This is a genomic window from Micromonospora ferruginea, from assembly GCF_013694245.2.
Lineage (GTDB): Bacteria > Actinomycetota > Actinomycetes > Mycobacteriales > Micromonosporaceae > Micromonospora > Micromonospora robiginosa.
The window spans coordinates 3,673,975-3,697,249 of record NZ_CP059322.2; the positions used below are offsets into that span (position 1 = coordinate 3,673,975).

Here is a 23,275-nt window from a genome sequence, read left to right on the forward strand (position 1 = left end):
CCGGTCAGGCGGAGGCGCGGCGGATCAGCTCGGTGTCCAGCAGCACGTGCGGCGAGGGCACCTCGTCGCCGCGGATGCGCGAGACCAGCAGGCGGGCCATCTGCCGGCCCATCTCCTCCACCGGCTGGAACACGGTGGTCAGCGGCGGCTCCGCCTGGCGGGCGATCGGGGCGTCGTCGAAGCCGATCACCGCGACGTCCTCCGGCACCCGGCGACCGGCCTCGCGCAACGCGCGCAACGCGCCGAACGCCATCAGGTCGGAGGCGACGAACACGGCGTCCAGGTCCGGGCAGGCGTCCAGCAGCCGGCGCATCGCGGCGGTGCCGCTGCCCTCGCTGAAGTCGCCGTACGCGATCAGGCCCGACTCGACCGCGTTGCCGGCGGCCCGCACCGCCTCCCGGTAGCCGGAGAGCCGGGCCAGGCCGGCGCCCATGTCCTGCGGGCCGGCGATGGTGGCGACCCGCCGCCGCCCCTGGACGAACAGGTGCTCCACCGCCCGCCGGGCGCCACCCACGTTGTCCACGTCGACGAACCACGCCGGCTGGGCGTTCGGGTGCAGCATCCGGGCCGGCCGGCCGCCGAGCACCGCGGGCAGGCCGCGCTCCTCCAGCAGCGTGGGCAGCGGGTCGGAGTCGTGCAGGGAGAGCAGGAGTACGCCGTCCACGTGCTGGTTGGTCAGGTGGTGCTCGACCCGCTCCCGCTCGATCGGCGACTGCACCATGGCCAGCCAGAGCTGCATCGGCGTCTCCAGCAGCCCGGAGCTGACGCCGCGGACGATCGCCGCGAAGAACGGCTCGGTGAAGACCCGCTCCCCCGACTCGGAGACCACCAGGGCCACCGAGTCGGTGCGCTGGGTGACCAGCGCCCGGGCGGCCCGGTTGGGCACGTACCCCAGCTCGGCGATGGCCTGCTGGACGGCGGCCCGGGCCTCCGGACTGACCTGCGGCGAGCCGTTGACCACGCGGGAGACCGTGCCGCGCCCGACGCCGGCGCGGGCCGCGACCGCGTCGAGGGTCGGGCGCCCGAGCGAGCGGGTGCGCTGCGTTGTCATCGTCTGTGCTCCTCCGACGGGCGGGCGGGCCCGGCACCGGTTGAGGCTCCGGTGCCGGGGCCGCCCGTTACTGGCTGGCCCAGCTTATTGTGCGGCCAGGCCGTTGCGTCGGATCACGTCGGCGTACCACCTGGCGCTGGACTTCGCGATCCGGGCCTGAGTGTCGTAGTCGACATAGACCATGCCGAACCGCTTCGTGTAGCCCCAGGCCCACTCGAAGTTGTCCATCAGTGACCAGGCGAAGTAGCCCTTCAGCGGCACCCCGGCCTCGATCGCGGCGTGCGCCGCGCGCAGGTGCGCGGCGAAGTAGGCCAGCCGGTCCGGGTCGTCGACCCGGCCGTCGACCGGCGTGTCGACGAACGCCGAGCCGTTCTCGGTGACGTAGAGCGGCAGGTCGGTGTACTCCCGGTGGACCCGCTCCAGCGTCTCGGTCAGGCCCGGGGCGTCGATCTCCCAGTCCATGTCCGTCACCGGCACGCCACGGGTGACGAACCGGACGTCCTCGCTGCCCGGCCAGCAGGACGGCGCCCGCCAGTAGGGCTCCGGCTCGCCGCCCTCGACCGGCGCGGCGACCACGTGCCGGCTGTAGTAGTTGACCCCGACCATGTCCAGCGGGGTGGAGATGGTCTTCAGATCGCCGTCGCGGACGTGCCCGAGGTCGGTCACCTCGCGCAGGTCGGCGACCAGGTCGGCCGGGTACGCGCCGCGCAGCACCGGGTCGAGGAAGAAGCGGTTGGCCAGCGCGTCGATCCGGCGGGCCGCGTCCGCGTCGGCCGCCGAGCCGGTGGCCGGGGTGACCGGGTAGAGGTTCACCGTGATGCCCAGCTCCGCCTGCGGGCGGGACGCCCGCACCGCCTGCACGGCCAGGCCGTGCCCGAGCATCAGGTGGTGACCGGCGCGGACCGCGTCCGCCCCGTTCGACCGGCCCGGCGCGTGCACGCCCGAGCCGTAGCCGAGGAACGCCGAGCACCACGGCTCGTTCAGGGTGGTGAAGTATTTCACCCGGTCGCCGAGCTCGTCGGCGATGAGCTGCGAGTATTCGGCGAACCGGCCGGCGGTGTCCCGGGCCGGCCAGCCGCCGGCGTCCTCCAGCGGCTGGGGCAGGTCCCAGTGGTAGAGCGTCACCCACGGCTCGATGCCGTGGCCGAGCAGCTCGTCGACCAGGCGGCGGTAGAAGTCCAACCCCTCCTGGTTGGCCGCGCCGGCGCCGCCCGGCTGCACCCGCGGCCAGGAGATGGAGAACCGGTAGGACTGCAGCCCCAGGTCGGCCATCAGCCGCACGTCGTCCGGCATCCGGTGGTAGTGGTCGCAGGCCACGTCGCCGGTGTGCCCGGCCACCGTCCGACCCTCGGTGTGGCTGAAGGTGTCCCAGATCGACGGCGTACGGCCACCCTCCGCCGCGGCGCCCTCGATCTGGTACGCGGCGGTGGCCGCGCCCCAGAGGAAGCCGGGCGGGAAGGTCACGGCCGGGCCCTCGTCGAGGACGCCGACGGCGGGCGGGCTGGCTGGGTTGCTCACGACTTGACGGCGCCTTCCATGATGCCGCCGATGATCTGGCGGCCGAACAGAACGAACACGATGAACAGGGGCAGGGTCGCGATCAACGTACCGGCGAAGATCTGCGAGTTGTCGGCGAAGTAGGCGGTGTTCAGGCTGCGCAGCGAGATCTGAACCGTCGGGTTGGACGGGTCGGCCAGCACCACGAACGGCCAGAAGAACTGGTTCCACTGTTCCATGAAGGTCAGCAGGCCCAGCACCGCGGCGGCGGGACGCAGCGCGGGCATCACCACGTGCCAGTAGACCTTCCAGGTGGAGCAGCCGTCCACCCGGGCGGCCTCGATCAGCTCGTTCGGTACCGCCTGCTCGGCGTACTGGCGCATCATGAAGATCCCGAAGCCGCCGATGAGGAACGGCACGGTCACCGACGGCATGGTGTTCAGCCAGTCGAGCTTCGCCATCAGGATGTAGAGCGGGAGCACACCGAGCTGGATCGGCACCATCATCGAGGCGAGGATGATCAGCAGCAGCGCGTTCTTGCCCCGGAACCGGAGCTTGGCGAACGCGAAGCCGGCCAGCGAGCCGAAGAACACCGTGGCGACGGTGATCGTCCCGGAGACCAGGAACGAGTTCATCAGGCCCTTGACGACGTTGGCGTCGCCGTTGGCCAGCACCCGTTCGATGTTCTCGCCGAGCTTGCCGCCCGGGAGGAACGGCGGCGGCCAGGAGTTGGCCGCGTCGTTGGTCCGCGAGGCGATCACGATCATCCAGTAGAACGGGAACAGCGACAGGATCACCCCGAGGACCAGCCCGAACCAGGTGAGCGGGCTGGCCTTCCAGAGCCGCTCGGCCTGGTGGGTGGCCCTGGCCGGCGCGGTCGGCCGGGTGGGCGGACGAAGCGTGGTGGTCGTCATCTCGTCACCTTCACTTGTCGGAGCTGATGCGTCGGGCCAGCAGGTAGTTGACCGTCGACATCAGCGCGATGAGCACGAAGAGCACGAGCGCGACCGCCCCGGCGTAACCCCACCGGAAGCGCTGGTTCATCACGTCGAGCAGGTACATCGTGATGGTCTGGAACTGGCCCTCCGAGCCGCCGGAGAGGCCACCGGAGCCGCTGGTGAACAGCAGCGGCTCGGTGAAGAGCTGGAGCCCGCCGATGGTCGAGATGATCAGCGTGAAGATGATCGTGGGGCGGAGCTGCGGGACGGTGATCGACCAGAACTGGCGCCGCCGCGAGGCGCCGTCCAGCGCCGCGGCCTCGTACATGTCCTTGCTGATCGACTGCATGGCGGCCAGGTAGATCAGCGCGTTGTAGCCGACCCAGCGCCAGTCGACCATGGTGGAGATGGCGAACCAGGAGGCGAAGCGGTTCGCCCGCCAGTCGATCGGGTCCAGGCCGACGCTGTCGAGCAGCCAGTTGACCAGGCCGAAGTCCTTGGCGTAGATCATCGAGAAGATCAGCGCGACCACCGCGGTCGAGGTGATGATCGGCATCGCGATGGCCATCCGGAAGAAGGTCTGCGCGCGCAGCTTCCGGTTCAACGCGTTGGCCAGCATGAGCGCCAGCATCAACTGGGGCACGGTGGAGAGCACGAACATGCCGAACGTGTTCACCACCGCGTTCCAGAACTGCGGGTCCTCGGTGATCAGTTCGACGAAGTTGTCCAGCCCGACGAACGAGATCGTCGCGTTCAGCGGGGACCGGTCGGTCAGCGCGATCCAGACCGTGTAGGCGATCGGGTACGCGCTGAACACCGCGAAGATCAGGAAGAACGGCAGCACGTACAGGTACGGCGAGTACTTCAGGTCCAGCTTGGTGGCCGAGCTGGCGCGGCGGTGCGAGGTGCGGGCGCGCGGCGGGCGGGGCTCGGGCGGCGCCGTGGCGTGCAGGTCGAGGCTCATCAGGAGTCCTTCTCCTCAGCCGGCGTCACCCGCCACACGGGTGACGCCGGGCTCTGCGGGCACCGCGGGTGGCGCCGGCAGCGCGGGGCTGCCGGCGCCACCCGCGGGCGGCTCAGCCGGGTCACTTACCGGCGGCCGCACCGTTCTTCAAGGCCGCCTGCCACTGCTCGTCGGCCGACTTGCCCTGCTCGACGGCGCGCAGCGTGTTCTCCACGGCGGTGCGGACCGCGTTGTTCTTCGGGCCGAGGTAGACCGGCTTCAGGTCGGTGGCGCCGGCGGCGAAGATCTTGCCGACCGGGGCCTTGCTGAAGTAGTCGTTGGTCGAGTCGGCCACGGCCGGGTCGGTGAGCGCCTGCGGGTTGGACGGCAGGTTGCCGACCGCCTTGTACGCGCCGATCTGGCCCTGCGCGCTGGTCAGGAACTTGGCCAGCTCGGCCGCCTCCTTCTGGTGCTTGCTCGACTTCGGCACGCCGAGGAACGAGCCACCCCAGTTGCCGCCCGCGCCGGGGGCCTTGGCGATGTCCCACTTGCCGGCCGCCGCGTCACCGGCCTGGCCCTTGATCACACCGGTCATCCACGCCGGGCAGGCGATGGTGGCGAAGGTGCCGTTCTTGAACCCGGCGTTCCACTCGTTGGAGAAGGACTGCAGGTTGTTCGACAGCCCGGCACCGATCATCTTGGTGGTGAGCTGGTACGCGGCCTGCACGTCCGGGTTCTGGTCGATGACCATCTTGTTGCTCTTGTCGTAGTACGTGTAGCCGCTGCCCTGGCCGGCGACCTGCATCAGCACCACGTTGTAGAAGTTGGTCGCCGAGTCGACGAACTTGTGCTTCTTGTCGGCGGCGGCGAACTTCTGGCCGGCCTCGATGAACTTGTCCCAGGTGGGCCAGAGCGCGCCGACCTGCTCGCGGTCGGTGGGCAGGCCGGCGGCCTTGAACAGGTCGGTGCGGTAGCAGAGCGCCATCGAGCCGACGTCGGTGCCGAGGCCCAGCACCTTGCCGTCGGGGGTGCTGCCCTGCTCCCACTTCCACGGCAGGAAGTTGCCCTTGAGGTCGTTCGCGCCGTGGTCGGCCAGGTTCACGAACTTGTCGGCCTGGGCGTAGAACTGGACGATGGTGCCCTCCTCGAGGGCCACCACGTCGCCGGCGCCCGAGCCGGCGGTGATCTGCTGGGTCAGCCGGGTGTTGTAGTCACCGAGGCCGAGGCCCTTGCCGCGCTCCTGGATCTTGACGTTCTTGTGCTCGGCTTCGTACTGCTTGTACAGATCCTGGTAGCCGAAGCCCTGGTCGCCGAAGACGTCGACGACCAGGGTGACCGGACCGTCGCTCTCGCTGCTGCCGCCCGACGAGTCGTCACTGCAGGCGGTGGCGGTGGCCAGCACCGTGACAGACGCGAGCGCGATGGCCGCGAGCTGCCGACGGCGGATGGGGAGGCTCATCTTTCAGACCCCTCTTTCGGTGGTGAGGCGAGTTATTCGTGTGGTGGGGGGTGCGTTTCGCGCCGGGCCGGAGCGGGCAAGGAAGAGATTCACGCCACTCCCGGGAGCGCTCCCATGAGATTGCCGGGAGGTAACAGGGGTGTCAATAGGCCGGTGGGAGCGTTCCCATTTCGTTACCGCGACTAGGCTGCCCGCATGATCTGCCGAGCCTGCCGGGAGCGGCGGCACGACGAGTGCCCCGGCCGGAAGTGGTGCGACTGCCAGCACCGCGCCGCCGAACCCACCCCTCCGGTCACCGGTCCGGCCGGCGAATGAGCGCCGGCACCACGATCGAACGGATCTGGCCCACGCCCGTCGGCGGCCCGCTGACCGACCCGCAGCTCACCGCGCTCTACGGCCGCGCGACGCGGCCGCACCTGCGGGTCAACTTCGTCGCCAGCGCGGACGGCGCGGTCACCCTGGACGGCTACTCCGCCGGGCTCTCCGGCGAGCCGGACAAGCGGGTCTTCGGGATGCTGCGGATGCTCTGCGACGGCCTGCTGGTGGCCGCCGGCACGCTGCGCCACGAGGGCTACCGCGCGGTCCGGCTGAACGCCGAACGCCGCGCCTGGCGCCGCGAGCGGGGCCTGGCCGAGTACCCGACGCTGGTGGTGGTCTCCGGCTCGCTCGACCTCGACCCGGCCCAGGCCTGCTTCGCCGACGCCCCGGTCCGGCCGCTGGTGCTCACCCGCGACAGGGCCGAACCGCCGGCCGGGCTGTCCGAGGTGGCCGACCTGATCCGCTGCGGCCCCGACCGCGTCGACCTCGCCGCCGGCCTGGCCGAGCTGCGCCGCCGCGGGCTGGACCAGGTGCTCTGCGAAGGCGGCCCGCACCTGTTCGGCGCGCTCACCGCCGCCGACCTGGTCGACGAGCTGTGCCTCACGGTGGCGCCGCTGCTCGCCGGCGCCGGCCCCGGCCGGATCACCGCCGGCGACGCGAGCGCCCCACGGCACCTGCCGTTGCGACACGTGCTGGCCGCCGCCGACGGCATGCTGATGCTGCGCTACGCCCGCCACGGCGGCGAACCGGCCGACCCGTCGCCCGCCGGCGCCGCGCCCGCCGCCTGAACCCGCCCGCGCGGCCGACTTGTCGCGGGCCCTCGAAAAGGGCCCGTAGCCTGGGCAGATGGATGCGACGGAGCGGCTCGGCACGGGCCCGGCCCGCCGGCCGCTGCTCGCCGCCGGGCTGCTCACCACGGCCGGCCTGGTCGACGCGGTCTCGGCCTGGGCGCACACCCGGCACGGGCGGTTCGCGGTGGCCACCGCCGACGGGGTCTACCAGGTCGACCTCGGCGGCTGGGCGTGGGCGCACCTCGCGGTCGGGGTCGCGGTCGTCCTCGCCGGCCTGGCCGTGCTGACCGGACGGCGCTGGGCGGTGCCGGTGGCGTTCTGCTGCGTGCTGCCCGCGATCGTGGTCGACCTGCTCCTCTTCCCGTACGCGCCGGCACGGGCGGTCGTCGTGGTCGCGCTGAACGGGGCCGCGCTGCGGCTGCTGGCGCGGCACCACCGGGCGGCGCGGGCGCGCTGACCGCCGAGGGGTCACCGGTCAGCGCGGCTGGCAGACCTTGCCGGTACGCGCCGGGTCACCCTCCCGGCTGGCCGACCAGACCGGGTTCTGCGACAGCAGCAACGACGGCGCCTGCCAGGCCGAGCCGAGCCGCTGGAGCAGGTCGTACTCCCGGCGGGGCTGGTTCACCGGCGCGCCCTCCAGAAACCGGATCACCTGGTCCTGGACGGCCCGGTCGCCGATCAGGCCGCCGTGGAACGCGGGCATCTGGTAGACCGGCACGTGGCTGTACTCGCCGGGCGGCGCCTCGGCGGCGCTCACCGTGGGCAGGAAGGCGATGATCCGCACGCCCGGCACCGGGCAGAGCGTGCGGTTGCGATAGAACGCGGCGTCGACCAGCATCGACCGGACGAACTCCTCGTCCGGCTGGTCCTTCACCGGGCGCGGCAGGTTGGCCAGCCAGAACAGGGCCCGCAACTGCCAGCCGGTGGCCACCCCCCAGCCCTCGTACCCCGGGGGTGGGTAGTAGGTGCGACCGGCCTGCACCAGCGGGCTGAACAGCACCACCGCGGTCACCGGCCCGCGCGGCAGCTTGTCCAGGAACGCCCGGGCCACCATCGCGCCCTCACTCTGCCCGACCAGCGCGATCGGCCGTCTCGTCCGCCGGTGCAACGCCTGGACCTGGGCGGCGAGCAACGCGGCGCTGGCGTCCAGCGACTGGTGGGTCGCCTCCGGCTCGTAGGGCAGGGGGCGGCCCCCGCCGTCCAGCCCGCGGTAGGAGAACCGCTCCACCCGGGGATCGGCCGACGGCGTCCCGCGCCAGCGCGAGTCGTGCCCACCGAGCACGATCACCGCCTCGCGCACCTCGGCCGGCAGCCGCTGGGTCACGATCGGCGGACGCCACGGCCCGCTCTGGCCGCCGGCCGCCACCCCGATGAACGACTCGGCCCAGATCGCGCCGACCATGGCCAGGACGATCACGATCGGCGCGGCCGGGACCCGGGGCAGCCGGACCCGGGCGGGCAGCAGCGCGGCGGCGACCACCCGCAGCCAGAGCGCGCCGTTGACCGCGCCGGCGAACGCGGCGACCGGCACCCCCCACCAGCCGGGGGCGCTGGAGATGAGCGCGCCGGCCAGCGTGAGCACCGCGAAGTTCAGCGTGGACCAGCCGAACAGCTCGATCGTGGGCAGCCCGCGCCACCACCTGTCGACCACCCCGGCGCGGGCCAGGAACGGCGCGGTCACCAGCATCGGGCCGAGCGACGCGAACAGGTACCAGGACAGCGCCACCGCCGAGAAGGCGACCGAGAGCGCGGCCCACGGCGAGACCACCAGCGCGGCCACCACGGCGATCTCCAGGTTGCGTCGCAGCAGCCAGCGTCGGGACGGCCGGGCCGCCCCGGCCGGCCAGGCCAGCCAGGTCAGCGCCGCGGAGAGCAACGCCCGGAGCACGACCAGCGCGAGGAGGCCGAGCGCGAAGCTCCCCCACGAGTCGTGGTAGACCAGCAGCCACCGCACGTCGTGGTACGAGTCGTACGGCCAGACCGCGGTGACCTGCGGCGCGAGGCCCTGCGCGGCGTGGAAGCGGGCGGCCACGAGCGTCGCCTCCTCGACCGCCGGCAGCGCCGCGGCCAGGGCGAACAGCCCGACCAGCCGGCCCCGCGTCGACGCCACGTCCCGCTCCCCCGCTCTCCCGGCCCCCCTGCAGGATCCCGCGCCGGGCGGCCCGCCGAGGCGGAATCACACGTACCGTGGCCGGTCGGATCCGCGCGGCGACCGGCCGGGACGCGCCGACGTGGCGTCCGACGCGTCGCGTGGCAACCTGTCGCATCCCTCGGGCAGGATGCAGGGCGTGCGCCGTGACCGGAACGACCAGCCGACCGGAGACCGCCGATGACCGACGACCAGCTCGACGGGCCCGGCGAGGGTGTCGGCCGGGTGCTCGGCACCGCCGACGCCACCCCGCTCACCTTCTGGACCGCCGTCGCCCCGGGGAGCTACCTGCAGCTCGACGACGTGGTGGTGACCCGGCGCGAGCTGCCCGACCGCGAGCCGGTGACGATCGCCGGCGTGGTGACCCAGGTGCGGGCCCGGCACGAGGGGGCACAGTTCGACTCCGACGTCTTCGCCATCGCCGACGGCACGCTGCCGGCGCAGGTGCAGGAGGCGGCCGAGGTCACCACCACCCGGGTCGACCCGGAGTTCTACGTCCCGCCGACCCCCGGCGCGGTGGTGCACCGGGCCGAGGGTGACGCCCGGGCCCGGGCGCTGCACTTCGACCGGATGGAACGGCGGATCCCGATGGGGATGGGCCGCGACGGCGTGCCGGTCTACCTCAACGCCGACTTCCTCGACGGCACCCGGGGCGCGCACGTATCCATCTCCGGCATCTCCGGCGTCGCCACCAAGACCAGCTTCGCCACCTTCCTGCTCTACTCGGTGTTCCGCTCCGGGGTGCTCGGCGGCGACGCGGTCAACGCCAAGGCGCTGATCTTCAACGTCAAGGGCGAGGACCTGCTCTTCCTCGACCACCCCAACAGCCGGCTCGACGACCCGACCCGCGCGGCCTACGCGAAGCTCGGCCTCGACGCCGGCGCGTTCCCCGACGTGCGGGTCTACGCCCCGCCCCGGGTCGGCGACTCCTCCGGCACGCCCGACGTGAGCAGCCGGCTCACCGGCGTCGACAGCTTCTACTGGACGCTCAGCGAGTTCTGCGCCGACCGCCTGCTGCCCTACGTGTTCGCCGACGCCGACGACGAGCGCCAGCAATACACCATGGTGGTCCACTCGGTCGCCGCCCACCTGGCCCGGTACGCCCAGCCCGCCGACGGCGGGGTGAGCATCGACGGGGTCCGCCTGGGCTCCTACGCCGACCTGGTCGACCACGTCGTCGAGCAGCTCAACGACGACGAGACCCGGGGCGAGTGGGCCGGCAGCGCGGTCGGGCTGGGCACGGTCAACGCGTTCGCCCGCCGGCTGATCGGCAGCAAGAAGGACCTGGGCCGGCTGATCCGCGGTGATCTGGCCACCCGCCGGCCGCACTCGATCAACACCGCGGAGAGCGCCCAGGTCACCGTGGTCGACCTGCACAACCTGCCGGACCGCGCGCAGCGCTTCGTGGTCGGCGTGACGCTGAAGAGCGAGTTCGAGCGCAAGGAGAAGGCCGGCACCGCCAAGCCGTTGCTGTTCGTCGTGCTCGACGAGCTGAACAAGTACGCGCCGCGCGAGGGCTCCTCCCCGATCAAGGAGGTGCTGCTCGACATCGCCGAACGGGGTCGCTCGCTGGGGGTGATCCTGGTCGGCGCGCAGCAGACCGCGAGCGAGGTGGAGCGGCGGATCGTCACCAACTCGGCGATCCGGGTGGTCGGCCGGCTCGACCCGGCCGAGGCGTCCCGCCCGGAATACGGCTTCCTGCCGCCCGCCCAGCGCCAGCGCGCGCTGCTGGCCAAGCCGGGCACCATGTTCGTCAACCAGCCCGACATCCCGGTGCCGCTCTGCCTGGAGTTCCCGTTCCCGGCGTGGGCCACCCGGGTCTCCGAGGCGGGCCGCCCGCCGTCGGAGACGCTACGGTCGATCACGCAGTCCGCCGATCCGTTCGCGGTGGTCGGCTCCGGCTCCTCCGACGACGACATCCCGTTCTAGGCGGCACCCACCATGAAGATCCTGCACACCTCCGACTGGCACGTCGGCAAGGTCCTCAAGGGGCAGTCCCGGGCCGAGGAGCACACGCAGGTCCTCGCCCAGGTCATCGACATCGCCCGCGAGGAGCGGCCCGACCTGGTGATCGTCGCGGGTGACCTCTACGACACCGCCGCGCCCACCCCGGAGGCGACCCGGCTGGTCACCCGGGCGCTGACCGCGCTGCGCCGCACCGGCGCGGACGTGGTGGTGATCGGCGGCAACCACGACAACGGCGCGGCGCTCGACGCGCTGCGCCCGTGGGCCGAGGCCGCCGGGATCACGCTGCGCGGCAGCGTCCGGGAGAGTCCGGCCGAGCACGTCGTCGACGGGGTGACCCGCGACGGCGAGCGCTGGCAGGTGGCCGCGCTGCCGTTCCTGTCCCAGCGCTACGCCGTCCGGGCGGTGGAGATGTACACGCTGACCCCGGCCGAGGCCAACCAGACCTACGCCGACCACCTCGGCCGGGTGCTCGACAAGCTGGCCGAGGGTTTCACCGAGCCGGACCGGGTGCACCTGGTCACCGCCCACCTCACCGTGGTCGGCGCGAGCACCGGCGGCGGCGAGCGGGACGCGCACACCGTGCTCGGCTACGCGGTGCCGGCCACCGTCTTCCCCGGCAACGCGCACTACGTGGCGCTGGGCCACCTGCACCGTTCGCAGCGGGTCATCGGCCCCTGCCCGATCCGCTACAGCGGCAGCCCGCTCGCGGTCGACTTCGGCGAGCAGGAGAACGTCGGCTCGGTGACGGTCGTGGAGGTCACCGCGACCACCGCCGCGCGGATCCGGGAGGTGCCGGTGCCCGGCGCGGTGCCGCTGCGCACGGTGCGCGGCACGCTGGCCCAGCTCGCCGAGATCGAGCCGCCGGACGGCTGGCTGCGGGTCTTCGTCCGGGAGCAGCCCCGGGCCGGGCTGCGTGAGGAGGTGCAGGAGCTGCTCCCCCGGGCGCTGGAGATCCGGATCGACCCGGAGCTGGTGCCGGCGCCGGGCAGCGGCACCCGCACCGCCCAGCGGGCCGGGCGCTCCCCGCGCGAGTTGTTCGCCGACTACCTGGGCAGCCGCGGCCACGCCGACGAGGGCGTCCGGGAGCTCTTCGACGAGCTGCTCGAGGAGGTCGAGCACTGATGCGGCCGATGCGGCTGGACATGGCCGGCTTCACCGTCTTCCGCGAGGAGACCACCGTCGACTTCACCGACGCCGACTTCTTCGCGCTGGTCGGGCCGACCGGCTCGGGCAAGTCGACGGTGCTCGACGCGATCTGCTTCGCGCTCTACGGCACGGTGCCCCGCTGGGGCGGGACGCGGGGGCTGGCCAACGCGTTGGCGCCGTCGGCCACCGAGGCCCGGGTCCGGTTGGTCTTCGAGTCCGCCGGCGACCGCTACGTCGCCACCCGGGTGGTGCGCCGCGACGGCCGGGGCACGGTGAAGACGGCGAACGCCGGGCTCCAGCTCATGCCGCCCGGCTTCGACGTCACCAAGCTCGACACCGGGCTCAGCCCGGACGACCTGGGCGACGTGGTGGCCGGCACGCCGGCCGAGATGGAACAGGCGGTGCTCGACGCGGTCGGGCTGCCCTACGAGCAGTTCACCTCCTGCGTGGTGCTGCCGCAGGGGCAGTTCGCCGACTTCCTGCACGCCAAGCCGGCGACCCGCCAGCAGATCCTGGTCAACCTGCTCGGCCTGGGCGTCTACGAGGGCGTGCAGAAGAAGGCGGTCGAGCGCGCCGGGCAGGCCGAGGCGAAGCTGGAGACGGTCGACAAGGTGCTCGGCGGTCTCGCCGACGTCGACGACGACCGGCTGGCCGAGGCGCAGGGCCGGGTCGACCGGGTGCGCGAGTTGGCCGGGGCGGTCGAGGCGGCCGTACCGGAGCTGGAGCGTGCCCGGGCGACGGCGGGTGAGCGGGCGGCGGCGCTGGCCGACCTCGACGCCGAGCTGGGCGTGCTGGACGGGGTGCGGGCGCCGGAGGGCATCGCGGAGCTGGCCCGGGCGGTGACCGCCGCCCGGGTGTCCGCCGACGAGGCCACCGCGGCGGTGGGGCTGGCCGAGGAGCGGGAGGAGAAGCTGCGCGGCGAGCTGGCCTCGGCCGGCGACGAGAGCGCGTTGCGCCTGCAACTGCGGGCGTACGGCGACCGGGAGCGGTTGACCGGCGAGGCGGCGACGGTCCGCGCGGCGGTCGGGGCGGCGCGGGCCGAGCACGACGCGGCGGTGGCGGCGCTGGCCTCGGCGCGGGCCGACGCGGAGCGGGCCGAGGTCGAGCTGGAGGCGGCGTTCCGGGCGCACGACGAGGCGAAGGCCGCCGACCAGGCGGTGGCGCTGCGGGCGCACCTGGTCGGCGGCGCGCCCTGTCCGGTGTGCGAGCAGGTGGTGACGGCCGTGCCGGCGGTGCCGAAGGGCTCGGCGGTGGCCCGGGCGCTCGCGGCCGGCAAGACGGCCCGGGCGGCCAGCGAGGCCGCCAAGCGGGTGGTGACCGAGCGCGACGCCGCCGCCCGCGACCTGGACCGGGTGCTGCTGCGCGCCCGGGCCGAGCACGACCAGCTCGCGGCGCGGCTGGCCGAGCTGGACGGGCAGCTCGCGGACGCGCCCGCGCCGGACGCGCTGCGCCTGGCGCTGGCCGAGCACGCCCGGCTGCGGGCGGGGCTGGACGAGGCGGCCGGCGCGGTGCGGGCCGGCCGGGAGGCGGCCCGCCGGGCGCGGGGCGCGCTCGACGGCGCGCAGGACCGGTTGCGCCGGGCCTGGCGGGACTTCGACGCGGTGCGGGACCGGCTGGCCCGGTTCGGGCCGCCGGCCGCCGACCGGGACGACGTGGCCGGCGCCTGGGCGGCGCTGGCCGGCTGGGCGGGCGAGCAGGCCGACCGGCGGCGCGCCGACCGGGCCGGGCTGGCCGCCTCGGTCGAGGCGGCGGGGCGGGCGGCGGGCGAGGTGGCCGACCGGATCGGCGCGTTGTTCACCGCCGCCGGCCTGGACGCGCCGGCCGATCCGCTGCGTGACGTCGCGGTGGCGGTCGAGCGGGCCGAGGCGGAGCTGCGCCGGCTGACCGAGCGCCGCGAGCAGGCGGCCGAGCTGCGCGAGCAGCGGGCCGGGCACGAGCGCGAGGCGCGGGTGGCCCGGGCGCTGGCCGGGCACCTGCGGGCCAACAACTTCGAGCGGTGGTTGCTGACCGAGGCGCTGGACCTGCTGGTCGACGGCGCATCGCGGATCCTGCGGGAGCTGTCCGCCGGGCAGTACGACCTGATCCACGACAAGGGTGAGTTCTTCGTGGTCGACCACCACGACGCGGGGCTGCGACGCGCGGTGCGGACGCTGTCCGGCGGGGAGACGTTCCAGGCGTCACTGGCGCTGGCGCTGGCGCTGTCGGAGCAGCTCGCGGGCATGTCCACGAGCGCGGCCAGCCTGGAGTCGATCGTGCTGGACGAGGGCTTCGGCACGTTGGACGCGGCGACGCTGGACACGGTCGCGGCGACGCTGGAGAACCTGGCCGCCCGGGGCGACCGGATGGTCGGCGTGGTCACCCACGTCCCGGCGCTGGCCGAGCGGATCCCGGTCCGCTTCGAGGTCCGTAAGGACGCTCGCACGGCCCGCGTCGAGCGGACCGGCCTGTGAGCGCGAGGAGTGCAGCGCAGCGGAGCCCCGCAGTCGCGAACGAAAGACTGGCCCCCGTGAGCGCGAGGAGTGCCGCGCAGCGGAGCCCCGCAGTCGCGAACGAAAGATCAGCCCCGTGAGCGCACAGCCCCGGTTCTTCGTCGACTCGTGGGATCCGGCCTACGGCGCGTCGTTCGAGGCCGCGGGCGGGGCCGGGCCGGCGGCGCCGAGCAGCGCCCAGGTCGAGGCCGATGTCGAGCTGCCGGTCACCGACTGGCGGGCGATCGACGTCCGGCCGGGGGTGCGGGCGCCGGACGTGGTGCTGCTGGTCGACGGGGTCCGCCGGATCGACGCCAGCGTCTGGACGGCCGAGGAGGACGGCGGCTCGTTTCCCGGCATCGCCGCCTCGTACGCGGCCGGGGTGGTCCGTTGCGACCTGGACCGGGGCGCCGCCGAGCTGGCCGGGGCGCGGGTGGGGCGGGGGCTGTTCACCGCCAGCCCGTCCGCGCAGGACGTGGTGGCCGGCGCGATCCGCTACCCGGTGCACCGGGTCGGCGGCACCGGTGAGCTGAGCAAGCTGCCGGCCGCGGTGCAGGGCCCGCTCACCGCGCTGGAGGTGGACGTCTCCGACGCGGTGCGCACCGACGGTGACCTGCTGGTGGTGGACGGTCCGCTGCGCAGCCGGCGGAACCTGCCGCGCACGCTCGGCTACATCAAGACCCAGCACAGCCAGTATCTCGACGCCCGGCTCACCGCGGTGGTGACCGGGCTGGCGCCGGGCCAGCGCTGCCCGGTGTTCCGGCTGGGCACGGCGTGGGGCGGCTGGTCCTGGTATCTGCGGCTGCCGGTGGCCGCGGGGGCGCCCTGGGCGGGCATCGTGCGGATGGAGTGCTCGGCCGAGCTGACCGTGCCGGAGGCGATCGCGCTGGCCGACCTGTCGCTGGTCACGCTGCCCCGGTTCGCGTCCACGCCGTACAAGGATCCGCGCGCCCCGCAGAACCTGGTGCCGATCGCCGGGCTGGAGCGCAAGCTGCGCGGCATGCTCGGCGACGCGCGTCTGCTGCACCGGGTGCTCACCTCGGCGGCGCGCGGGATGCGGCGCTGATGGGCCGGCGACGCGACACCGACCGGGTGGCGGCGGACGTGGACACCGGCCGGGCCGAGCTGGTGCCGGACCGGGACCGGCCCGGCTCCTGGACGCTGCTGCTGGACGGCGCGCCGCAGTCGCACGTGGACCTGGCCGACCCGACCCATCTGGAGTTCGAGTACGTCCGGCGGCTCGCCGCCGCGATCGACCTGGTGGCGCCGGCCGGCGCGCCGCTGCGGGTGCTGCACCTGGGCGGCGGCGCGCTCACCCTGCCCCGGTACGTGCAGGCCACCCGGCCGGGCTCGACGCAGCGGGTGTCCGAGGTGGACGGCGCGCTGGTGGAGCTGGTCCGGCGGGTGCTGCCCTGGCCGTCCGATCCCCGGCTGCGGGTGCGGGTGGCCGACGCCCGGGCCACGCTGGCGTCCTCCCGCGACGGCGGGTACGACGTGATCGTGGCGGACGTGTTCGCCGGTGCCCGCACCCCCGCCCACCTGACCTCGGTGGAGTACGCCGCCGAGGTGGCCCGGGTGCTGGCGCCCGACGGCTCGTACCTGGCGAACGTCGCCGACGGCCCGCCGCTGCGGCACGCCCGCGGGCAGGTCGCCACCGTGCGTACCGTCCTGCCCCGGGCCTGCCTGGTGGGTGACGCGGCGGTGTTGCGCGGCCGGCGCTACGGCAACCTGGTGCTGGTGGCGTCCCGGGTGGAGCCGCCGGTGCCGGAGCTGGCCCGGCGCGCGGCCGGCGACTGGTTCCCCGGCCGGGTGGTGGCCGGCGAGGAGCTGGACCGGTTCGCCGGCGGGGTGCCGGTGGTGCGCGACGTGGACGCCGTCGACTCCACTCCACCGCCGCCAGGAATTTTTTCCGTCAAACGTTGATCCGATCGGCGGATCGGTGCGTATCCCCGGGCGGCCATGCCCGTGGGGGGCCGGCTGATGTCATTGGACACCGGAGGTCTGCATGCATGCGGTGGCGGCCGGCTGGCACGGCGAGGTGGCGAGGCCCGAGTGGATGTTCGCCCGGGCACAGCCGCACTCGCGCGCGTCGCGCTCGACCCGGGGGGTCGACGCACGACCCGCCGATCGCCAGAATGACCCGGTGCCGCCGCGACCCGCCCCCGGACGCCATCAGGCGACCTCCGCCGAGGCCAGTCACTCGGACCAGCTCATCCGCCTGCTCTACGCGGAGCACGCCGGCCCGCTGCTGATGTTCGTGATGCGGCTGACCGGTGGGGACCGGCAGCGCGCCGAGGACATCGTGCAGGAGACGCTGCTGCGGGCCTGGCGCAACGCGCACCGCCTCGGCGGGCCGGGGCAGGGCTCGCTGCGGCCGTGGCTGGTCACGGTGGCCCGGCGGATCGCCATCGACGAGCACCGCAGCGAGCAGGCCCGCCCGGCGGAGACGTACGACCGGGACCTGACCGCGTTCGCCGAGTCGGACAGCACCGACCGGGTGCTGCGCACGATGACGGTGGCGGACGCGCTGCGTACGCTGAGCCAGTCGCACCGGGAGATCCTGGTGGCGACGTACTTCCGGGGCCGGACGGTGCCCGAGGCGGCGGAGGAGTTGGGCCTGCCGCTCGGCACCGCCAAGTCCCGGGTCTACTACGCGCTGCGCGCGCTGCGCACCGCTCTGCAGGAGAGGGGGGTGACGGAATGAGCCGGACCGACCACATGGACGTCGCCGCGTATGCGCTCGGCGTGCTGGACGCACAGGACGCCGAGCGGTTCGAGGAGCACCTGGCCACCTGCTGGGCGTGCGCGGCGGAGCTGGAGACGATGGTGCCGGTGGTGGGGATGCTCTCCGGCATCGACGGCGAGTCGATGGCCGCGCTGGAGCAGACCCACACCGATCCGGCGCTGCTGGACCGGACGCTGGGTGCGGTGCGGCGGGACCGCCGGCGTACCCGGGTGCGGCAGTTGCTGGCCACCGCGGCGGCCGTGGTGGTGTTCGGCGGCCTGAGCGGTGTCGCGGCCGGGTTCCTCGGCGGTGACCCGCCGGCGACGCCGCAGGCCGAGCCGACGCAGAGCGTGCCGACCGCGGCGCCGAGCAGCGCGCCCGCCGATCCGAACGACCCGAACATCGGCGGGAACGAGCAGGAGGGCGACCAGCACAACGCCACCGATCCGGGCACCGGCGTGAAGACCACGATGTGGCTGGCGAAGAAGGAGTACGGCACCCAGATCAGCCTGCAGCTCAACCGGCTGCCGGGGCCGCGCACCTGCCGGCTGCTGGTGGTGCGCAAGAACGCCACCAGCGAGGTGGTCGGCACCTGGTCGGTGCCGGGCAGCGGCTACGGCACCAACCAGAACCCGCTCGGGTTGGAGCTGACCGCGTCCACCTCGGCCCCGCTGGGCGACATCGCGAAGGTCCAGGTGCAGTCGGTCGACGTCAACGGGGTGGCCAGCCCGCTGGTGACGGTCGCCGACCTCTGATCCACCACGTCGACGGCGCCGGGCGGTTCCTCCGCCCGGCGCCGTCGTGTCGTTCCCGGACGGGCCCCTCGGAGTGCCGCACGCGCGGTGGTCCGGAACGGTTCAACGAGTCCACTGTGAAATGGACCACCCTTCTCGATTCAACCTTGACAGCGCCGCCGCCCGTACTACCGGGCGAACTGCCAAGAACGAGGAGGGCACGTGGCACACCACATGCGGACGACCGTCATCGTCGCGAGCGCGATGGTCGCACTTACGGCCTGCGCCCCCGCGGGCTACAACGGGGCGAACTCGGGCGCGGCGGAGCCGGTCGCCGTCGCCGCGGCCGAGCCGACCGCGGCCGCCGAACCGGAGGCGTCGGCCTCGCCGGAGGAACCGGCGGCCGACAAGGCGCCCCCGTCGGACGTGAAGCTCACCGACGAGCTGGTCGGCAAGAAGCTGCCCCGGATGGGCAAGGTCGTCACCGACCAGGACGGCTGGGTGCTGTACCGCTTCGACAAGGACTCGGCGAACCCGGCGCAGTCCAACTGCGTGGACAAGTGCGCCGAGGTCTGGCCGCCGGCGCTGACCGACGGCAACCCGCAGTTGCAGGGCGTCTCCGACGACAAGGTCGGCACCGTCACCCGCCAGGACGGCACCCGCCAGATCACCATCGGCGACTGGCCGGTCTACCGCTACATCGGTGACAAGAAGCCGGGCCAGTGGAAGGGCCAGGGCGTCGGCGGCACCTGGTTCGTCGTCGACCCGAACGGCAAGAAGAACCTGACCTGCCTGCCGACGGGCACCCCGAAGGCGGTCGCCCCGCCCGCGTCGGGTGACTCGGGCAGCTCGGGTGGCGGCTCGGACTACTCGTACTGACCGCACCGGACACGGTGACCGGCCGCCGCCGGGGAGGGCGCGGCCGGTCACCGTCGTGGACCCGGGAGACGGGGCGTACCGGCATCGCCCCGCCTCCCGGCACGGACACCGCCGCGCGCTCGCCGCGCACGGCGGTGTCCGCCGTCACGGCGGCCCGCCGTGGCAGAGTGGCGGGGTGACCTCGCCCGCCGCCCGCCGGACGCTGCGCCCGCCGGCCGGCTACCGCCTCGCCGCCTCGGTGCGGGCGTTGACGTTCAGCCCGTACGACCCGTGCGCGCGGATCGCCGCCGGCAGCTTCTGGTGGGCCACCCGCACCCCGGACGGTCCGGCCACGCTGGCGCTGCGCCCGGAGGCCGGTGAGCTGGTCGCCGAGGGCTACGGGCCGGGGGCGGACTGGGTGGTCGACCGCGCCGACGGCGTGGCCGGGCTGCGCGACGACCTGACCGGGTTCGCCGCGCTGGCCGCCACGCACCCGCTGGTGGCCCGGCTGGCGCAGGCGCACCACGGGCTGCGGATGCCCGCCACCGGGCAGGTCTTCCCCCGGCTGCTGCGGGCCGTCTTCGAGCAGAAGGTCACCGGCAAGGAGGCCTACCGGGCGTACGCGGCGACCGTGCGGCACTTCCGCGAGGCGGCGCCGGGTCCGCTGCAACCGCTGCTGCTGCCGCCGGAGCCGGCCGCGGTGGCGGCCACGCCGTACTGGGTGTTCCACCCGTTCGGGGTGGAGCAGCGCCGGGCGGACACGCTGCGCCGCGCGGCCGCCGTGGCGGACCGGCTGGAGCGCTGCGCGGACGCGGCCGAGGCGACCCGCCGGCTCACCGCGATCGCCGGCATCGGGCCGTGGACCGCCGCCGAGGTGGTCCGGATCGCGTACGGCGACCCGGACGCGGTCAGCGTCGGCGACTACCACGTGCCGAACACGGTGGCCTGGGCGCTGGCCGGGGAGCCACGCGGGGACGACGCCCGGATGCTGGCGCTGCTGGCGCCGTTCGCCGGCCACCGGGGGCGGGTGTGCGTGCTGCTGGAGGCCGCCGGCATCCAGGCCCCGAAGTACGGGCCGCGCGCCCCGATCCGCTCGTTCGCCCGCTACTGAGCGGTCACCGCCCGGCGCACAGCCGGCGCAGCGTGCGCCCCAGCCACCAGGCGTACCCCAGTTGGAAGCCCCGGGTGACCGGCCCGGCGGCCCGCACGTACCAGTGCGCCGGCCGGCTGAACGCGGTCACCTCGAAGAAGGTCCCGTCCGGGCCGCGGGTGACCAGGAACGCCTCCTCGCCGATCTCCGGGTGCCCGGGCAGCGTGCCGTAGCCGAAGCCGGCCCGGTCCGGCTCGTCGACCGCCCAGACCACCTCGGTCGGGCCCCACAGCCGCGCCGGCCCGACGCCGAGCCCCGGCGTGACCCGCACCCCGGGGGCGGCGCGCGGCGCGTCGGCGCGCATCACCACGCCGGCGGCGCGGTGCAGCCGCCAGCCGAGCACCGCGTCCGCCGCGGTCGGGAAACCGCCGTCCGGCAGCCGGACGCGGTGGCGCAGGTGGTGGTAGCCGGCCGGCAGGCCGCCGTCGCGGGTCGCGCCCACCTCCGGGTACGTCAGCTCGGCCACGTCGGCCACCTCCTCGCACGGGGACACCCGCCAGGGTACGACCGCGCGACGCGGATGTGGTGAGCTGAGCCGGTGACCGACGACGTGACCATCGCCCCCGCCGTCGCCTCGGACGCGGGTGAGATCCTCACCGTGCAGCGCGCCGCGTACCTGGTGGAGGCGCAGCGTTACCGGGACCTGTTCCTGCCCCCGCTGACCGAGACGCTGGACGAGGTGCGGGCGGCGCTGGCCGGCCCGGCCGTGGTGCTCGCCGCCCGGCGCGGCACCCGCCTGGTCGGGTCGGTGCGGGCCCGCCTGGACGGGGGCACCGCCCACGTCGGCCGGCTCTCGGTCGCGCCGGACCAGCAGGGGCACGGCATCGGCGGGCGGCTGCTGAGCGCGGTGGAGCGGGCCTGCGCCGGCCGGGTGACGCGGTTCGCGCTGTTCACCGGCGCCGACAGCACCGACAACCTGGGCCTGTACGCCCGGCGCGGCTACCGGGTGGTGGCGCACCGGCCGGACGAGAACGGCAACCGGCTGGCGGTGCTGGAGAAGGTCAGCCCCGCTCGCAGCGACGCCTGAGCCCGTCCGCCTCCTGGCGCAGGTAGCGGCGCATGGTGGCACCGCCGACCAGCCCGACCAGCCCGGCCAGCGGGCCGGTCTGCGCCAGGACCAGCTCGGCGCGGGTGCGTCCGTCGTCCAGCGGCACCAGCCGGTGCTCGCCGCGACTGCGCACGCCGGGGGCGGTGGACTCCCAGACGAAGGCGTACGGCGGGTCGATCTCGGTGACCCGCCACACGGCGGGTCGTAGCCGGGGCTGGGTCAGCCGGGCGGTGGAGCCGAGGGCCAGCGGTCCGGGCTCCAGCCGGTGGGCGGCGGTGACCGAGGGCGTCCACTCGGCCCAGCGCTCGATGTCGCTCTGCACCGCCCAGACCCGCTCGACGTCAGCGGCGATCTCGACGACCTCCACGAACCGCATAACGTCCCTCCCCCATGGACAGTCCCCCAACCCTAACCCCGCCCCGCCGCCCCCGCCGTTCCCCTGCTCGTCGATCTTGGAGTTGTGGCGCCCAGGATGTCCGTCAGGCGGAGTTTGTCAGGCACCACAAGTCCAAGATCGGCGGGCAGTCGGCGGGCGGGCGGCGGTCCCGGCCGGGGACCGGTGGGTCAGGCGGGTTCGCGGAGGTCGGCGAGGGTGAGCGGGGTGTAGCGGTGGAGCAGGTGCTCCAGTTCGGGCACGGAGCCCACCTCGCCGACGACGTTCGCGCCGCCGCCGTGCTCGGGCGGGTAGCGGTGCACCAGCCGGTAGCGGTACCGCCCGCGGACCAGCTCCACGCTGACCCGCCAGCGCCCGCAGCATCCGCAACTCCACTCCGACACGCCGCGACGGTAGCTCTGACCTGCGGTTACATCATCCGGTCGGCGGTGACGAAGGGACCGGGACGGGACACGCCGCCCGACCCGGGCGGTGATCTGGCTCACCACCGTCGGTGGGGTCTGGTTGACTGGTCGCCGTGGACCTGCCGATCAACCCACCGGTCGAGCCGATGCTCGCCAAGAGCGTCGCCGAGCTGCCCACCGATCCCGGCCTGACCTACGAGCCGAAGTGGGACGGCTTCCGCTGCATCGTCTTCCGCGACGGCGACGAGGTCGAGCTGGCCAGCCGCGGCGGCAAGTCGATGACGCGCTACTTCCCCGAGGTGGTGGAGCAGGCGCGCCGCCAGCTCCCGCCCCGCTGCGCGGTCGACGGCGAGCTGATCGTGATCCGCCGGGACGGGCCGGGCGGGCAGCCGCGCCTCGACTTCGAGCTGCTCGCGCAGCGCATCCATCCGGCCGCCTCGCGGGTGAAGCTGCTGGCCGAGACCACGCCTGCCGACTTCGTCGCGTTCGACCTGCTCGCCGTCGACGACGAGCTGCTCACCGACCGGCCCTACCCGCAGCGCCGGGAGCGGCTGGAGCGGGCCCTGGCCGGGGTCCGGCCGCCGGTGCACGTGACCCAGGTGACCACCGACCCGGAGACGGCGCGGCGCTGGTTCGAGGTGTTCGAGGGCGCCGGCCTGGACGGCCTCATCGTCAAGCCGGCCGACCTGCCCTACGAGCCGGGCAAGCGGCTGATGTCCAAGGTCAAGCACGCCCGCACGGCGGACGCGGTGGTGGCCGGCTTCCGCTGGCACAAGTCCGGCCCGGTGGTCGGCTCGCTGCTGCTCGGCCTCTACGGCGACGACGGGTTGCTGCACCACATCGGCGTCAGCTCGTCGTTCACCATGGCCCGGCGCAAGGAGCTGCTCGACGAGCTGGAGCCCTACCGCGACGTCGGCGGCGACCACCCGTGGGTGCACGGCGACCACGAGCGGGGCCAGCGCATCCCGGGCGGGGTGAGCCGGTGGACCGGCGGCAAGAACCTGGAGTGGGAGCCGCTGCGCCCGGAGCTGGTGGTCGAGGTGGCCTACGACGCGATGGAGGGCGACCGGCTGCGGCACACCGCACGGTTCCTGCGCTGGCGCCCCGACCGTGACCCCCGCTCGTGCGACTACGGCCAGCTCGACCGCCCGATCCGCTTCGACGTCGACGAGGTGCTGCGCGGGGATCCGGCGGCGACGGTGAGCGACGCCGGCGGCCGGGCGTAGCCTGGCGG

The 23,275-nt window shown here is 74.2% G+C and carries 22 protein-coding genes; 13 read left to right on the plus strand and 9 right to left on the minus strand.

What is annotated here, in order from left to right:
• Positions 1-4: 4 nt before the first annotated feature.
• The 5 genes from H1D33_RS15790 to H1D33_RS15810 all read right to left on the minus strand — a co-directional run bounded on the left by H1D33_RS15790 (position 5) and on the right by H1D33_RS15810 (position 5,888).
• Entirely contained in the window at positions 5-1,051 is a 1,047-nt protein-coding gene (locus H1D33_RS15790; RefSeq protein ID WP_181572409.1) for a LacI family DNA-binding transcriptional regulator, read from the minus strand.
• An 84-nt stretch (positions 1,052-1,135) separates the two neighbouring features.
• Positions 1,136-2,569, minus strand: coding sequence for a GH1 family beta-glucosidase (locus tag H1D33_RS15795; protein WP_181572408.1), 1,434 nt, complete (start codon positions 2,567-2,569; stop codon positions 1,136-1,138).
• Entirely contained in the window at positions 2,566-3,462 is an 897-nt protein-coding gene (locus tag H1D33_RS15800; protein WP_181572407.1) for a carbohydrate ABC transporter permease, read from the minus strand. The genes H1D33_RS15795 and H1D33_RS15800 overlap by 4 nt, the downstream gene beginning before the upstream one ends.
• Before the next feature lie 10 nt (positions 3,463-3,472).
• Positions 3,473-4,450, minus strand: coding sequence for a carbohydrate ABC transporter permease (locus H1D33_RS15805; protein ID WP_181572406.1), 978 nt, complete (start codon positions 4,448-4,450; stop codon positions 3,473-3,475).
• Between the two features lie 121 nt (positions 4,451-4,571).
• Positions 4,572-5,888: an ABC transporter substrate-binding protein gene (locus H1D33_RS15810; RefSeq protein ID WP_181572405.1), complete on the minus strand. Its 1,317-nt coding sequence runs from the start codon at positions 5,886-5,888 to the stop codon at positions 4,572-4,574.
• Positions 5,889-6,199: 311 nt separating this feature from the next.
• Here H1D33_RS15810 and H1D33_RS15815 point away from each other — a divergent pair, with 311 nt between their 5' ends.
• Positions 6,200-6,994: a pyrimidine reductase family protein gene (locus H1D33_RS15815; protein ID WP_181572404.1), complete on the plus strand. Its 795-nt coding sequence runs from the start codon at positions 6,200-6,202 to the stop codon at positions 6,992-6,994.
• Between the two features lie 58 nt (positions 6,995-7,052).
• Positions 7,053-7,454: a DUF7144 family membrane protein gene (locus H1D33_RS15820; RefSeq protein WP_181572403.1), complete on the plus strand. Its 402-nt coding sequence runs from the start codon at positions 7,053-7,055 to the stop codon at positions 7,452-7,454.
• 18 nt (positions 7,455-7,472) lie between these two features.
• Here H1D33_RS15820 and H1D33_RS15825 read toward each other — a convergent pair whose 3' ends face one another.
• Positions 7,473-9,107, minus strand: a complete 1,635-nt coding sequence (locus H1D33_RS15825) for an alpha/beta fold hydrolase (protein ID WP_181572402.1) — start codon at positions 9,105-9,107, stop codon at positions 7,473-7,475.
• 219 nt (positions 9,108-9,326) lie between these two features.
• Here H1D33_RS15825 and H1D33_RS15830 point away from each other — a divergent pair, with 219 nt between their 5' ends.
• From H1D33_RS15830 to H1D33_RS15870, 9 genes are all read left to right on the plus strand, one after another.
• Positions 9,327-11,075, plus strand: a complete 1,749-nt coding sequence (locus H1D33_RS15830; RefSeq protein WP_181572401.1) for an ATP-binding protein — start codon at positions 9,327-9,329, stop codon at positions 11,073-11,075.
• A gap of 12 nt (positions 11,076-11,087) precedes the next feature.
• The gene (locus H1D33_RS15835) at positions 11,088-12,236 is read left to right on the plus strand and encodes an exonuclease SbcCD subunit D (RefSeq protein WP_181572400.1); all 1,149 of its coding nucleotides are present in this window, start codon (positions 11,088-11,090) and stop codon (positions 12,234-12,236) included.
• Between the two features lie 20 nt (positions 12,237-12,256).
• Positions 12,257-14,710, plus strand: coding sequence for an AAA family ATPase (locus tag H1D33_RS15840; protein WP_414685542.1), 2,454 nt, complete (start codon positions 12,257-12,259; stop codon positions 14,708-14,710).
• 115 nt (positions 14,711-14,825) lie between these two features.
• On the plus strand, positions 14,826-15,794 hold the full coding sequence (locus H1D33_RS15845; RefSeq protein WP_181572398.1) for a hypothetical protein: 969 nt from the start codon (positions 14,826-14,828) through the stop codon (positions 15,792-15,794).
• The gene (locus H1D33_RS15850; protein ID WP_181572397.1) at positions 15,794-16,651 is read left to right on the plus strand and encodes a spermidine synthase; all 858 of its coding nucleotides are present in this window, start codon (positions 15,794-15,796) and stop codon (positions 16,649-16,651) included. The genes H1D33_RS15845 and H1D33_RS15850 overlap by 1 nt, the downstream gene beginning before the upstream one ends.
• A gap of 82 nt (positions 16,652-16,733) precedes the next feature.
• Positions 16,734-17,432, plus strand: a complete 699-nt coding sequence (locus tag H1D33_RS15855; RefSeq protein WP_181572396.1) for a sigma-70 family RNA polymerase sigma factor — start codon at positions 16,734-16,736, stop codon at positions 17,430-17,432.
• A complete protein-coding gene (locus H1D33_RS15860) occupies positions 17,429-18,208 on the plus strand; it encodes an anti-sigma factor family protein (RefSeq protein ID WP_181572395.1) in 780 nt (259 codons plus the stop codon). The genes H1D33_RS15855 and H1D33_RS15860 overlap by 4 nt, the downstream gene beginning before the upstream one ends.
• A gap of 201 nt (positions 18,209-18,409) precedes the next feature.
• A complete protein-coding gene (locus H1D33_RS15865; protein ID WP_181572394.1) occupies positions 18,410-19,066 on the plus strand; it encodes a COG4315 family predicted lipoprotein in 657 nt (218 codons plus the stop codon).
• Between the two features lie 175 nt (positions 19,067-19,241).
• On the plus strand, positions 19,242-20,156 hold the full coding sequence (locus H1D33_RS15870; RefSeq protein ID WP_181572393.1) for a DNA-3-methyladenine glycosylase family protein: 915 nt from the start codon (positions 19,242-19,244) through the stop codon (positions 20,154-20,156).
• 4 nt (positions 20,157-20,160) lie between these two features.
• On the opposite strand, the gene H1D33_RS15875 is transcribed toward H1D33_RS15870, so the two are convergent.
• Positions 20,161-20,661: a DUF1990 family protein gene (locus tag H1D33_RS15875; protein ID WP_181572392.1), complete on the minus strand. Its 501-nt coding sequence runs from the start codon at positions 20,659-20,661 to the stop codon at positions 20,161-20,163.
• Positions 20,662-20,733: 72 nt separating this feature from the next.
• Here H1D33_RS15875 and H1D33_RS15880 point away from each other — a divergent pair, with 72 nt between their 5' ends.
• Entirely contained in the window at positions 20,734-21,222 is a 489-nt protein-coding gene (locus tag H1D33_RS15880) for a GNAT family N-acetyltransferase (protein WP_181572391.1), read from the plus strand.
• Here H1D33_RS15880 and H1D33_RS15885 read toward each other — a convergent pair.
• Both H1D33_RS15885 and H1D33_RS15890 read right to left on the minus strand, forming a co-directional pair.
• Positions 21,197-21,619 (minus strand): SRPBCC family protein, encoded by a 423-nt coding sequence (locus H1D33_RS15885; RefSeq protein WP_181572390.1) that lies wholly within the window; start codon positions 21,617-21,619, stop codon positions 21,197-21,199. The two genes, H1D33_RS15880 and H1D33_RS15885, sit on opposite strands and share 26 nt — an antisense overlap.
• Before the next feature lie 188 nt (positions 21,620-21,807).
• Positions 21,808-22,020 carry a hypothetical protein gene (locus tag H1D33_RS15890; RefSeq protein WP_181572389.1) on the minus strand — a complete coding sequence of 71 codons (213 nt, stop codon included), beginning with the start codon at positions 22,018-22,020 and terminating at the stop codon, positions 21,808-21,810.
• Between the two features lie 134 nt (positions 22,021-22,154).
• Between H1D33_RS15890 and H1D33_RS15895 the strand changes: the two genes are divergently transcribed.
• Positions 22,155-23,267, plus strand: a complete 1,113-nt coding sequence (locus H1D33_RS15895) for an ATP-dependent DNA ligase (protein WP_181572388.1) — start codon at positions 22,155-22,157, stop codon at positions 23,265-23,267.
• Positions 23,268-23,275: the final 8 nt, after the last annotated feature.